The organism is Gleimia europaea ACS-120-V-Col10b, from assembly GCF_000411155.1.
Classification (GTDB): Bacteria; Actinomycetota; Actinomycetes; order Actinomycetales; family Actinomycetaceae; genus Gleimia; species Gleimia europaea_B.
This window is the reverse complement of sequence record NZ_KE150266.1, coordinates 1185353-1198582: the sequence shown is the minus strand read 5'-3', so window position 1 is coordinate 1198582 and position 13230 is coordinate 1185353. Positions and strand designations below refer to the sequence as shown.

Below are 13230 nucleotides of genomic sequence, written 5' to 3'. Positions count from 1 at the left end.
CCACAACGTTGTAGTTATGCCCAGGGTTATTCACAGTTGGTGATAACAATTGTGGTGAATCTCGTCTCTTACCACATTGACTAGACGAAAAGCAGTCAATAAGCTGGATCGTTGTATGTGCAGACACTGCACCATTTAGTGCACGCTTTTTGCGCCCGCAGTAAATGTAAAGATAAGGAGGGCCCTTCAGGCGCCCTCAAGCCTGAGGAGATCATAGTGACGAAGCGTACTTATCAGCCGAATAACCGCCGCCGCTCCAGGAAGCACGGCTTCCGCCTGCGTATGCGCACGCGTGCAGGCCGCGAGATCTTGGCAAACCGCCGCCGTAAGGGCCGCAAGAAGCTATCTGCCTGAGTGCTATCAGCACAGAACCGCTTACGAGACCCGGAGCTATTTCGCAAAGTATTCCGCTTTGGTAAACGTGCGGGCAACCGAAAGTTAGTAGTTCACGTACTGACCGGCGAGGTTTCTCAAAATGAGTGCCTCGTCGGTTTCGTCGTACCTAAGAAGGTATTTGCCCGAGCAGTTGCGCGAAATAAGGTCAAGAGACAGTTGCGACACATCTGCCGCGACAGGGTACAAGCACTTCCGCCTCACACCATCCTCGTGATTCGAGTTTTAGAGGGCTGTCGTGGCAGTGACTATCATGAACTCGAAGAGGCGGTGGACGATGCGCTTTCGCGCGCCCTCGCACGGAGCGGGAAATGAACCCTATTTCGCGTATCCTGGTAGCGCCTGTACGCTTCTATCAGAAGTTCATATCGCCGGGAATGCCGCCAACCTGCAGGTACTACCCGAGTTGCTCCAACTACGCGGTGAAAGCGTTGGAAGTGCACGGACCTGTTAAAGGACTAATACTTGCAACGTGGCGGCTGCTCAGATGTAATCCGTGGTCATTGGGCGGTGTGGATCACGTGCCCGACAAGGGTAAGTGGAAACCCGATCCCTACGTGAGGCCTAAAGACGAAGAGTGGGAAGAACCCAAAAATAAGTAAGGAGTCCAACCGTGTGGTTTGACAAGCTTCTGTACCCCTTCAAGGTTGCAGTTGCCTGGGTGATGGTGCGTCTACACGACGTCTTCGTTTTCCTTGGCATGGATGACGGTTCCGGACCGGCATGGGTGCTGTCCATCATCGGCCTCACCATCATCGTTCGTATCCTCCTTATTCCGCTGTTTTTCAAGCAAATCAAGGCCTCCCGAGGCATGCAGGCACTGCAGCCAGAGCTGAAGAAACTTCAGGACAAGTACAAGAATAAGAAGGATCAGGCTTCCCGCCAGCGCATGAGCGAGGAAATGATGGCGCTGTACAAGGAACACGGAACCTCCCCGTACTCCTCGTGTCTGCCAGTCCTGCTGCAAATGCCCGTGTTCTTCGCCCTCTTCCGCGTGCTGGCATCCACCGGCCCCATCGCCGAAGGCACATACCAGTACAAATCGCTTGGCCCACTCACGGCCTCAAAGGCGGCAGAAATAGAAGGCTCCTCCCTATTTGGTGCGCCACTGTCCGCAACTTTCCCCACCGCTGAGGGCCTCACCCCAAAGATCGTCATCGTTGTCATGATCGTCCTCATGGTCATTACGCAGTTCATTACCATGCGCCAGCTGACCATGAAGAACATGCCGGAATCGGCAAAGGATCCCTCGAACCCGATGATGCGCAGCCAGCAGATGATGATGTACACGATGCCGCTCATCATGGGTGTTTCTGGCTTCTTCTTCCAAACGGGTGTGTTGGTGTACTGGTTCACCACCAACCTGTGGACCATGGGACAGCAGTTCTGGACTATTGCTCAGATGCCGACGCCCGGCTCTGACGCTTATATCAAGCTCATGGGCAAGCGCCGCAAGGCCTACATTGAGTGGGCCCGTCCCGTTTTCGAAGAGTACGACAACGAAGTGCGCAAGCTTGATGCTGAGGACGAGCAGGGCCGCGCCGACCTCGTCGAACGCACCTTGAAGAAGGTTAAGAAGTCAGCGCCGAAACAAAAGATTCCTACGAAGTTTGGTGTGGACGTGACGGCCGAACAGCAGCTGGGCGCATACCGTGAACTGGCATATTCCGAATGGGATGGAATGCCGGATGAGCGTTGGATCCGTAAGTTCGAAATCGCGAAGCGCAACGCGGAAGCAGCGAAGGAACGTAACCAGCCGCAACGCCTCACCAAGCGAGAGAGGCAGGCGCGCGACCAGGCGGAACGTCGCCGTCGTGAGCGCGAACGCCAGATTAAGGAACGCCAGCAGGGAATGTCCCCTGAAGAACTTGAACGCAAGCGGGAGGAGCGCCGCCAGCAGCGTCGCAACGCCGCGCGTAAGAAGAAACAAGGCAAGGATCAAAACAACCAGGCATAGCAGCACCCTGTGCGCTACTAGAAAGATCCAGAAGGTACAAAATGACTGACGAAAACCCCCAGAAGGACCGCATCGCTCACCTCGTTGAAGAGGGTGACATTGCGGCGGACTACCTCGAAGAACTCCTCGACATTGCCGACCTTGACGGCGACATTGAACTCGACGTTGAGAATGATCGTGCACTCGTAGAGATCGGCTCGGAAGACCCTTCCTCGCGCCTGGAGCGTCTGGTAGGTGAGGATGGCCGGGTACTCGACGCCCTGCAGGAGCTCACGCGCCTGGCGGTGCAAAACGAGACGGGCGAGCGTTCCCGCTTGATGCTGGACATTGCCGGATTCCGCGCGGATAGGCGTCGTGAACTTACCGCGATTGCCGAAGAAGCAATCACGCGCGTACGCACTACCGGCGAAGCCGTGATGCTGGAGCCGATGAACCCGTTTGAGCGCAAAATCTGCCACGACGTTGCTGCGCGCGAGAACCTCATGTCTGAATCTGAAGGCGTGGAACCTAATCGCTGTGTAGTGATTCTGCCCGGCACGCTCGCCGAAGAAGCTGGCGAGGAAGAGAGCAGCGAAAGCTCGGATTCGGCCGAGTAAGTGAAGCCTGCGAACAAGGTAGAAACTACGATCCAGACTGCCTCTGACGGCTCCTTTGTTGAGCAGCCGAACGAGGTAGTTCGTGAATTCTTTGGCTCCCAGTTTGGGGCGATGGATCACTTTTCCCGCATGCTCGTTGAGGAAGGTGAGATTCGCGGCCTCATTGGCCCGCGTGAACTGCCGCGACTGTGGTCTCGGCACATCGTGAACTCGGCTGCCGTTCTGAGTTTCATTCCCGAGGGCGTGTAGGTTTTAGACGTCGGTTCGGGCGCTGGATTCCCCGGGCTGGTGATTGCGATCGCGAGGCCGGATCTAGACGTACATCTAGTTGAACCGATGGTGCGCAGATGTGAATGGTTGGCTGACGTGGCCGGTGAAATTGGATTAGATAACGTCACGATCCACAACACGCGAGCGGAAGAACTACACAACGTTGGACAATCTGACATTGTGACGTCTCGCGCTGTTGCCAACCTTAAGCAGTTGACGCGATTGACAATGCCGCTGGTTTTACCCGGCGGAAAAATGCTTGCTTTGAAAGGACAGAGAGCGGCAGAGGAAGTAAAGGCCGCGCGACCCCTGTTCAAGAAGTTCAACGTGGGGCGCGTACAGGTTCACGAAGTGCCCTCTCTTATGGAAGAAGAATCGACGCGCGTAGTGGAGATGCAGAAGAAGCGCTAGGGTCGTTTTCTGTTTTCCACAGTCATTGTCTACGGGGTATTGTTCACACCCGGCAAGCCCATGAGTTTCAGACCGTGCAAACCAACTACACTAGGTGTAGTTGAAAGGAGCATTGGTGACCACTGGTTCTAGTCCCCTTGCAGATGAAATTGGGCGCGCAGCTAGTTTGCGCGCACAACTTGAGGGTGTCGTTTTCCCGCGTCCACAGCGACCGCTGGTTGTTGCAGTCGCGAACCAGAAAGGTGGAGTGGGCAAGACGACGTCAGTGGTGAATCTTGCGGTTGCATTGGCGCAAGCAGGCCTGTCCGTGGTGGTGATTGATTCCGATCCGCAAGGCAATGCCTCTACCGCGCTGGGAATTGACCACAATCAGGGCACCCCCTCTACGTATGACGTACTAAGTAACTCGCTGAACCTTGCGGAATGTCTACACGCGTGTGAGGAATCCGAGAATCTGTTTGTCTGCCCGGCTACGATCGACTTGTCCGGTGCTGAACTTGAACTCTCGGCCATTGAGGGTCGCGAATTTGTGTTGCGCAGGGCCATTAAGGACTTCCTCGCAGTTAATCGAGGTGTGGACGTCGTTTTGATTGACTGTCCTCCAAGCCTGGGATTGCTGACCCTGAACTCTTTTGTGGCCGCAGATCAAGTAATCGTGCCGATCCAAACGGAGTATTACGCGCTGGAAGGCCTTTCCATGTTGGTCAATACGGTTGAACGGATCCGAAACTATTTGAATCCGGGCCTAACCATTGGCGCGATCCTGCTAACCATGTACGACAGGCGGACAAATCTCAGTTCGGAAGTTGCTGCGGAGATAAAGCGTTATTTCCCAGGGGTGGTGTTGGACAGCTACATTCCTCGGCTGGTTAAGCTTTCGGAGGCTCCAAGTTTTGGAACTAGTATTTTTGGGCACGATCCACGCGGCCAGGGCGCTGTTGCCTACAAGGCGGCCGCTTACGAGTTGGCTTTGCGTTGGGCGAATGTAGGAGTTGAAAATGGCGGCGAATGAAAGGCGCGCACTGGGGCGCGGACTTGGTTCCCTAATTCCGGAACGAGATGCAATTGTTTCACGTGAAACAATTTCTCGCGAGGAGAGCGTTGGGCGGCCCTCCGATCTGTTTTTCGCAGGTGGCTCGGGCAAGGACTCCGGAGAGCGGCGTTCGCAGTCTCTTTCCGCTGATTTATTGAAGCCTACGCCACGAAAAGGCCGTCCTACTCGTAGTAAGAGTTCCTCTGCTAAGGGAGCAACCAAGAGCGATGCGGCGGTAGATGCGCGCTCAAAGCGAAGCACGAAGGGTGCTTCTTCGTCGAAGAAATCGTCCAGGAAGGGTTCCTTGGCTGATTCCGTTAAAGTGGGTCGTAACCAGGATGGCTCTGAGCCGGCGGGCGATGCAGGAACAAAGAAGCGTCCTCTATTTGCAGACATTATTCCCGAGGATCCCGGTACTGCGAATACCGAGGCAACGGTTGCGAGTGGTGAATCGGAGTTCGCTGGGAAAGAGACTGTTACCGCTGATTTGGAGGCCGCCGCTGCCACACAGCGGGGGGTATCAGAAGCCTCCGGTTCGCTAGAGGCGCAAGGTGGTGCAACTGAGGATGGTGCGGCATCAGACGATCTGGTGCAGGTACCCGGCGTTTACTTCGCGCTGATTGATGTTGACCTGGTGGTGCCTAACCCGAAGCAGCCTCGTGAAATCTTCGATGAGTTTGAACTCGCAGAGCTGTCTGAGTCGATTAAGGAAATCGGTGTTCTGCAGCCTATCGTCGTACGCGAAATTGACGGCACCACGCAGCGCTATCAAGAAGCTGTTGAACAGCGAAAGGCGGAGGGGGTTGACAAACTTCCAAAGTTCGAACTGATCATGGGTGAACGCAGGCTCCGTGCTTCTAAGCTTGCGGGCGCGGAGACGATTCCCGCGATTGTGCGCAACACCGAAGACGATGAGTTGCTACGCGAGGCTTTGGTAGAGAACCTACACCGCACACAGTTAAACCCGATTGAAGAAGCCAATGCGTATGCGCAACTAATGTCTGACTTTGGGTACACCCAGCAAGAGCTGTCGGAACGAATTAAGCGTTCGCGGCCGCAAATCGCTAACTCGTTGAGACTGTTGAAGCTTCCGCCCTCGGTTCAACGCAAGCTTGCCGCTGGCGTGCTCAGTGCGGGACATGCGCGTGCCCTCTTGGCTTTGCCAAACATCGCCCAAATGGACGCCCTCGCCGATCGCATCGTTGCCGAGGGTCTGTCAGTTCGCACCACCGAAGAGATTGTGGCGCTCGGGGAAGTCTCTACCGTGGCCGCGAAGAAGAGCGCAAAGCGTATTGCGCGGCCACTATCAGAAAATGCTTCGAGCGTAGTGGAACGGCTAACAGACCTGCTCGACACTCGGGTAACGGTAGTGGAAGGAAAACACAAGGGCCGCATCTCGATTGAATACGCCGGCCCAGAAGACTTAGAGCGAATCACGCAGGTAATCGCGAACCTTCGCGGCTAGTTAGCGCCAGGCAACTGCCACACCGAAGGTGCGCTGGTTCCAGGGCAGACCTATGTTCGTATGTTGAATTTACGCCGCGCAACCGCTGTATGGGCTAACAGAGGCACAGCCTTTGCATATTCTTGCAAAGCGTCTTTGCGCATGTAGCGTAGCGAGCACGACCGATACGGCGTCGTACCTTTGGGAGGTACCCGTGCGCGGGTAGCGTGGACAGTCACATTGTTACTCGTGCGCGGAGACGTAAAGACCCGGACCAATGCGCTGGGATAACTAATGAATATTTATTTCGGCGGTTGTTATACGCAGATGGTTTAACCAGATGTGGATGTAGACGTGGCCGAGACGGGGCAGGGCGGGAATTGGAGGAGTTTTAGCAGTTATCGGCAGCCCGCTTAGTGCGTGTGAGCAAATTGTTTCACGTGAAACAATTCCATAGTTTCCGTGTACGCCCGCTGAGTAAACGAACGGCCCCTAAATCAAGCACACTGTGCATGGGCGTAATATCCTGCGAATCGCGCAGAGGTGCGCTGCAAGTGGTTCTTGTGCGGTGGTATGCGTCTGAATTCGTACATTTCGTAGCTCTCGTTACCAACTGCACGACGATTGAGTTTATCCGACAGGAGTTTGTGTCGCAGGCAATACAAGCATCCACAATACGCAGCGGAGTCGGACTAACTGTGAACACGTAAGCTCGGTGAAGTGCTCGACCAACCAATTGTTTCACGTGAAACAATTCAGTCGGTACCAAGTACGAACGTTTTATAGCGGTACCTAGCCCAGTATCAAGCGCGTGGTACCTAACGCTAGTCTTCGTGCCATAGCCGGCCTTTTGGCAGATTCAACAAACGACCTCGCGGATAGCTGCATATCGACGGATATTTTCAATTCCTCACAAGACAATGCGCAATGAGGGGTGGTGGTGCTAGCGAATGCTCAGTAGGTTCGGCCGTGAGAGTGATTGTCAAGCCAATTGTTTCACGTGAAACAATTTAGTTTTGTCGCGTACGTGCTCTAATGAGTAAAACTGATTGAGTGTCAAGCGCATGACTGTTCAAACTCGGTATCGTAGGCGCTCTCAAAGTCTTTCGTGATTTGGTTAATGGCAACGGGCATCGGACTTTGCAGGAATAAACAGAAGCAAGGTCGGTGCGAGTGAACCTGATTGCGAGGCCAATTGTTTCACGTGAAACAATTCGGGCCAGCCTTCGCAGAGCTGGCCCGAAAAGAAAACTGTTGTAACCGGTGTTAGCTTTGGTTTTCTGCAGCGTAGCGAGCGATATCTTCCAGCACGTCGCTAAGGCTGCCGTATTCTTCGGCTGCAAGCGGGAACAGCGAAGTATCCGTCATGCCCGGGCTGACGTTGGCGTCAATGAACCAGACTGTGCCATCCTCGCCGAGAATCAGATCGATACGCGATAAATGCCGCATTCCCACAGTCTTGTGAACCTTGAGCGCTACGTCGCATACAGCCGCGAGCTCCTCCTCGGATAGACGGGCGGGCACAAAGAACTTAGACCGGCCGGTGTTGTAGCGAGCGTCGTAATCATACCTACCATCATCGGTTTCAATCTCAACCGGAGGTAGCGCCACCGGCTCGCCAAGGTCAAGCACAGAAACCGCTATTTCTTTGCCTGGAATGAACTGCTCAACCATAACGGTGTCGCCATAGGCGAAAGCATCAACCATGGCGGAGCGCAGCTCTTCTTCGTTAAACACCTTGGAGAGGCCGAGTGCGGAACCGCCATCCGCAGGCTTTACGATAAGTGGGAAGGTAAGCCCGGCTTCGTTATCGACAATCGACTGAATGATTGCGGGCGCTCCAACCTGGCGGAACAGAGCCTGCTTGAGCGAGAGCCACTTTGGAGTCACCACGCCGCTCAGCTGCGCCAAAGACTTAGCGGTTGGCTTGCTAGAGGCCAATGCGCACGAAGCAGCCGTAGAGCCTACGTACGGGAACGAGATTAGCTCAAGAAGATCCTGAACCGAACCGTCCTCGCCAACCGAACCGTGAATCAGTGGCCACACCACATCTGGCTCAAACTCAGCAACTGTGGGCAAAAACTGAGCGTTAAGGTCACAAACCTCAACCGTGTGGCCCGCGTGACGCAGCACCGTGGCCACGCGGCGCCCCGACCTCAGCGAAACATCACGCTCATGCGTCAACCCGCCAGAAACAACCAAAATCTTCAAAGCTTCAGACACAATGAACTCCTCACTTAAACCTGATCCGGGGCTGGCGCTGACACAGCGTCATCGGGCAACTCTGCGCGATCGTTCGTGCCAAACATTTCCACCAACTCGCGTTCGGCATTAATCACGCGAGATAAACGAAGCACGCCCTCGCGAATCTCCTCGGGTGGCGGATAACAGAACGAGAGCCGCACATGGTCACCGCCGCGGCCGTCAGCGTAAAACGCCGTGCCGGAAACATATGCAACCAAACCTGTGACCGCGCGTGGAAGCATCGCCTTCGCGTCCAGCCCCTCCGGTAGCGTCACCCACGTGTAGAAACCACCCTTTGGCGTAGTCCACTGCAAATCCGGCAAGAAGTCCTCCAACGCAGCCATCATCGCGTTGCAGCGCTCCCGATACATCTGCCGGTAAACCTTCACCTGGCCATACCAGTCATAGTCCGACAAATACTGCTCAATCGCCATCTGTCCGACCATCGAGGGGGAAAGAATCGCGGACTCGGAAGCCAAAACCAACTTATTGCGAATCGCATGCGGAGCAAGCGCCCAACCAATCCGAAAACCAGGAGCAAACATCTTCGAGAACGAACCCAGATAAACCACGCCCTCGGGGTTATAAGACTGCAAAGCTGGAAGCGGATCCGAATCGAAACCGAGCAGCCCGTACGGGTTATCCTCAACAATCAAAATGTGTTCGCGGCGACAAATCTCCACAATCACAGGCCGGCGTTCCTCCGACAGCGTCACACCAGCCGGATTGTGGAAGTTCGGAATCGTGTACAAGAACTTAATCCGGCGGCCCTGGGCACGCAACCTGCGGATCATCTCTTCCAGAGCTTCAGGAATGAGGCCATCCTCATCCATCTCTACGTGCGCAACCTCGCCCTCGTACGCGCGGAACGTGCCAAGCGCACCCACATAAGAAGGAGCTTCCGCCAGCACGACGTCGCCCTTTTCCAAGAAAATCTCAGAAACAAGATCCAACGCCTGCTGCGAACCCGTAGTCACAACCACGTCATCAGGATCAGCATTAATACCGTCATACGTCATCACCTCAGTGATGCGCTGGCGAAGATCCTCCCAGCCCTGGCCGGAGCCGTACTGCATTGCCTGCGCGCCATGACGCGAAATCAGCGTCCGTGCCGACTCGGCCAACGAATCCAGAGGCAAATCCTTAATGTTCGGCATGCCGCCGGCCAAAGACACGACTTCCGGCCTCGAAACCACTGCAAACAGAGCGCGAATCTCAGACGAACGCAACCCGTGGGCTCGCGCCGCATACGCTCCGTGCCAAGGATCTAGCCAAGTGCCTGAATCGGAATGCGGATCTGGACGTTCAACCAATGTAGTAAATCTTTCAAAGCGAAGGGAAAGTTCTTATCTCCCGATTGTGCCACCCAAAGTACGAGGAACCAAAGAAAAACCGTGAAAATAAGACAAATGAGAGAGCAATACCAAAAGGAAACAGGTCGCCCTGCACTCAAGCAATCTTGCCAAACGTGTCACCAAGACGGGTAGATGCGCTACGCGGCGGGAAAAAGTGCGCGAGTCTTGCGGCGCAAAGAAAAGCGGCTGGGAACGCAACATGCTCCCAGCCGCAGCGGATCTACAACTATAGGCCGGCCTCTATATCTGTCTTCAGCTTGGCCTTCGTGCGTCCGCCAACGATTGACTTCACTGGCTTGCCGCCCTGGAACAGGATCATCGTTGGGATCGACACGATCCCGAACTTAGTAGCCAGCGTGGGATTCTCATCTACGTTTACCTTGCCAACAATGATCTTGCCGGAAAGTTCGCTCGCAACCTCATCTAAAATTGGCGACATCTGTTGACACGGGCCGCACCACGGCGCCCAAAAATCAACCAGCACCGGCAGGTCTGAACCATTCACCACAGCCGCGAAGTCGGCATCCGAAATCTTGATTGTCTCCGCCATTGTCAACCCCCTCACTAAGCGTTAAAACTACTTCAGACTCTCTAAATAATGTTGCACGTCAAGGGCCGCCTTCGCGCCCGTACCAGCAGCCGTGATGGCCTGCCTGTAACGCGAATCTGCAACGTCGCCACACGCAAACACGCCCGGAACCGAAGTGTGTGTGGTGGGCGAAGCCACCTTAATGTAAGCACCTTCCAACTCAAGCTGATCCTTAACCAACTCCGTGCGCGGATCATGACCAATCGCAACGAACAGACCATCCGCGGCAAGCTCGCGGCGCTCACCCGTAACCGTATCTTCAAGAACCAGGCTCTGCAGGCTCGCCTCGCCCTTCATATCAACAACAACAGAGTTCCACGCAAACGAAATGTTCGGATCCGCCAGCGCGCGCTCCTGCAAAATCTTCGAAGCGCGAAGCTCATCACGGCGATGAATCACCGTCACCTTGCCAAACCGGGACAAGAACAGCGCCTCTTCCATAGCAGAATCGCCCCCACCCACAACAGCGATCTGCTTATCGCGGAAGAAGAAACCATCACACGTAGCGCAGTACGAAACGCCGCGCCCGGCGTAAGTCTGTTCGCCCTCCAAACCGAGCGTGCGGTAAGCAGCGCCCGTTGCCACAATCACCGCGCGCGCCCAGAACTCCTCGCCGTCAGCCACAACCACCTTGTTGTCCCCGGCAAGGTCAAGGCGCTCCACGTCCTCCATCCGCACGTCAGCACCGAACTTCTCGGCCTGCTCCTGCATCTTCACCATGAGCTCCGGACCCATCACGGCCTCAGGAAAACCAGGGAAGTTCTCCACCTCAGTAGTGTTCATGAGGGCTCCGCCAGCCGTGAATGAGCCGGCAAAAACAATCGGCTTCAAACCGGCACGCGAGGCGTAAATTGCCGCCGTGTAACCAGCTGGACCGGAACCAACAATGATTAGATCATGAACCATGAGATAAACAACTTTCTGTGCAAAACAAACGGCCTACACGTAACAACACTCTAACTAACCGCCCCGCACGCGTAAGTATTCCACGCGGCTACAAAAGGCTCAAAAGCGGCCCTAGTTGACAGTGAGCACGTCAATCTTCGCGCGGAACTGCCCCTCATCATCCGTGGGGAGCGCAACGAAATCGAGCGTTACCGTGGTTCCCACAGCCGGCTCAGAAGGAGTCAACGTGGTGGTCTTTGCCATCTTCGAGGATGTCAAAACAGGTGTGGCAAACGGATCCGCACCATCATTTACGCGCAAATCTACCTGCCCGCCATCAATCGGGCCCTGGAAGGTCACGCTATTGACAGAGCTTTCTTCTTCCAGATGAATGACCAGGCGAATACGGTTGTTCTCCGGCAACTCAGGCTGAGCGAAGTAGCGCGTCTGCCACCTCGTGGACTGATCCCCATCAAACAGGTACTGCGCCCACTCCGGATGGTCGCCATCATCGTTGTTGTACGAAATGACATCAACCGACGCGATCTTGGGAGCGCCCGCAGGAGGCGGGGTAGGAGCTTCCGTAGGTGCTTCCTCCGCAGTGGTCTCAACAACCTCGGTAGGCTTTGGCTGGGTGTGCAAAATCGAGGAGGAGAACGTGCGCGTGCCCGCCATCGTGGTTGCGGACACGATCGTTGCGGCTACCATTAGCGCTACAAACAGCGCAATCGTGGGCCGGGTCGGATCAATACTCTGTCCCTCGTTCAAGGCATCCACGGTGGAGCGAACCGAACGCATCGAGTTTTGAATCACCCGCGTGCCCGACGGCAACTTCATAATGGAGGCGCCGCGCCGCGTGAAACTTACCTTCTTCGGCAAATCAGACTCGACGGCCTTCAAGCTGTCGGTGTCGCCAGCCAATCGTGCCGGTTCGTGCGTTGCCCCAGCCTTCGGAATGCTCGTAGATGAACGCTCGCGGACAGATCCTTCCTTCTTCGCGGACGGTGCTTGGCCCTCATCATCGGAGGATTCGGACGGGCTCGGCGCGCTATCGGCACGGCCTGAGCTGAAATCAGACTCATCGGAGAGGTCGCCCCAGCCGGTTTCTACGGGGGCGGGAAGCTCCCCTTCTTCCTCTTTTGCAAGTTCTTCGAGGCGCTTGGCCTCCGCCTTGGCGCGGCGGGCATCTTCGCGGGCCGCAGCTGCCGCTGCAATCTTGACCGCCTGAGCTTTAATAAAGCTTTTAGAAACATTTGCGATTCGTTTAGTTTCGTCGGCGAGGGAACGCGCAGCCGTGGCCTGCTCGTCTCCGTCTGCCGTAGCGATATCCGAGTTGTCTTCCGCCTGCTGGGCACCGCTCGTAGTCTGCGGCTCATCCACCGCGCGATCACGCTTTTGCTCATCATCTGCATGCGCGACGGTTTGCGTCTCGTTCGCGGGCGACGAGGGGTTGGCAGAAGAATCCGGGTCAGAAGAGACATCCTGGTGTTGTGCTGCGTCCTCATTGTCAACATCGGAAAAACGCTTCTTCTGTTTGCCAAGGTGATTTAGGAAATCGTCGGTCATCTGGCCCTGGCCAGCGGCCACTGCGGCCTCATCTTCAGGCTCGGGAGGAGGAGGCATCTTCGGGGAGCGCACACTGGGGAAACGTTCATCTAACGACGAGATGAACTCCCGCGTCTTATCTGACTTATCGTCCGACTTCGCGCGGGCTTGCTCATTATCTAAGGCGGGCACGTCAGCCGCGACGTCTTCAGAGGCGGGCTCGCTATCAGTCCGCGCGACCTCGTCAAGTTGGGAAGCCTCCGCGTCAGGCCGACCCGCCCGAGAAAACACGCCGCGCAAACGATTAGCCAGGCTGCCGGCAACCATCTTCTCGTTCAAATCCTCAAGCAGGGCATCAAAAGATCCACTGGTCTGCTCAGGCGTGAACTGATCGGTGCGATCTCGCTCAGAATCGAAATCCTCATTCGACTCAAGATCGTCTTTAGACATAGAGCCCCCTCAATAACATCAACTGCAAGACTAATACACGCGGGCAAAGCAAACCTGC

The 13230-nt window shown here is 55.6% G+C and carries 12 protein-coding genes and 1 pseudogene; 8 read left to right on the top strand and 5 right to left on the bottom strand.

From position 1 onward, the window contains the following. Window positions 1-216 precede the first annotated feature (216 nt). From rpmH to HMPREF9238_RS08805, 8 genes and pseudogenes are all read left to right on the top strand, one after another. Window positions 217-354 carry a 50S ribosomal protein L34 gene (rpmH, locus tag HMPREF9238_RS05455; protein WP_040316502.1) on the top strand — a complete coding sequence of 46 codons (138 nt, stop codon included), beginning with the start codon at window positions 217-219 and terminating at the stop codon, window positions 352-354. Further along, window positions 355-708, top strand: coding sequence for a ribonuclease P protein component (rnpA, locus tag HMPREF9238_RS09180; protein ID WP_016444452.1), 354 nt, complete (start codon window positions 355-357; stop codon window positions 706-708). Next, complete coding sequence (yidD, locus tag HMPREF9238_RS08810; RefSeq protein WP_016444451.1) at window positions 705-995, top strand: membrane protein insertion efficiency factor YidD; 291 nt, start codon at window positions 705-707, stop codon at window positions 993-995. The genes rnpA and yidD overlap by 4 nt, the downstream gene beginning before the upstream one ends. An 11-nt stretch (window positions 996-1006) precedes the next feature. After that, window positions 1007-2350, top strand: a complete 1344-nt coding sequence (gene yidC, locus HMPREF9238_RS05450) for a membrane protein insertase YidC (RefSeq protein ID WP_016444450.1) — start codon at window positions 1007-1009, stop codon at window positions 2348-2350. A gap of 41 nt (window positions 2351-2391) precedes the next feature. Beyond that, window positions 2392-2946, top strand: a complete 555-nt coding sequence (locus tag HMPREF9238_RS05445) for a Jag family protein (RefSeq protein WP_016444449.1) — start codon at window positions 2392-2394, stop codon at window positions 2944-2946. A gap of 30 nt (window positions 2947-2976) precedes the next feature. Further along, window positions 2977-3627, top strand: a pseudogene (rsmG, locus tag HMPREF9238_RS05440) (16S rRNA (guanine(527)-N(7))-methyltransferase RsmG). A gap of 115 nt (window positions 3628-3742) precedes the next feature. Then, complete coding sequence (locus HMPREF9238_RS05435) at window positions 3743-4639, top strand: ParA family protein (RefSeq protein WP_016444446.1); 897 nt, start codon at window positions 3743-3745, stop codon at window positions 4637-4639. Next, window positions 4626-6125, top strand: a complete 1500-nt coding sequence (locus HMPREF9238_RS08805; RefSeq protein ID WP_016444445.1) for a ParB/RepB/Spo0J family partition protein — start codon at window positions 4626-4628, stop codon at window positions 6123-6125. The genes HMPREF9238_RS05435 and HMPREF9238_RS08805 overlap by 14 nt, the downstream gene beginning before the upstream one ends. Before the next feature lie 1245 nt (window positions 6126-7370). Here the strand turns inward: HMPREF9238_RS08805 and HMPREF9238_RS05425 are convergent. From HMPREF9238_RS05425 to HMPREF9238_RS05405, 5 genes are all read right to left on the bottom strand, one after another. After that, a complete protein-coding gene (locus HMPREF9238_RS05425; protein ID WP_016444444.1) occupies window positions 7371-8327 on the bottom strand; it encodes a D-alanine--D-alanine ligase family protein in 957 nt (318 codons plus the stop codon). 14 nt (window positions 8328-8341) lie between these two features. Beyond that, window positions 8342-9661, bottom strand: a complete 1320-nt coding sequence (locus tag HMPREF9238_RS05420) for an aminotransferase-like domain-containing protein (protein ID WP_040316500.1) — start codon at window positions 9659-9661, stop codon at window positions 8342-8344. Window positions 9662-9929: 268 nt separating this feature from the next. After that, window positions 9930-10253, bottom strand: coding sequence for a thioredoxin (gene trxA, locus HMPREF9238_RS05415; protein WP_016444442.1), 324 nt, complete (start codon window positions 10251-10253; stop codon window positions 9930-9932). 27 nt (window positions 10254-10280) lie between these two features. Then, window positions 10281-11198 carry a thioredoxin-disulfide reductase gene (gene trxB, locus HMPREF9238_RS05410; RefSeq protein WP_016444441.1) on the bottom strand — a complete coding sequence of 306 codons (918 nt, stop codon included), beginning with the start codon at window positions 11196-11198 and terminating at the stop codon, window positions 10281-10283. A gap of 111 nt (window positions 11199-11309) precedes the next feature. Beyond that, on the bottom strand, window positions 11310-13172 hold the full coding sequence (locus HMPREF9238_RS05405) for a hypothetical protein (RefSeq protein WP_016444440.1): 1863 nt from the start codon (window positions 13170-13172) through the stop codon (window positions 11310-11312). Window positions 13173-13230: the final 58 nt, after the last annotated feature.

Coding starts and splice junctions, on each gene's coding strand:
- yidD (WP_016444451.1), top strand. CDS start 705: ATGAACCCTATTTCGCGTATCCTGGTAGCGCCTGTACGCTTCTATCAG.
- HMPREF9238_RS05445 (WP_016444449.1), top strand. CDS start 2,392: ATGACTGACGAAAACCCCCAGAAGGACCGCATCGCTCACCTCGTTGAA.
- HMPREF9238_RS08805 (WP_016444445.1), top strand. CDS start 4,626: ATGGCGGCGAATGAAAGGCGCGCACTGGGGCGCGGACTTGGTTCCCTA.
- trxA (WP_016444442.1), bottom strand. CDS start 10,253: ATGGCGGAGACAATCAAGATTTCGGATGCCGACTTCGCGGCTGTGGTG.
- trxB (WP_016444441.1), bottom strand. CDS start 11,198: ATGGTTCATGATCTAATCATTGTTGGTTCCGGTCCAGCTGGTTACACG.
- HMPREF9238_RS05405 (WP_016444440.1), bottom strand. CDS start 13,172: ATGTCTAAAGACGATCTTGAGTCGAATGAGGATTTCGATTCTGAGCGA.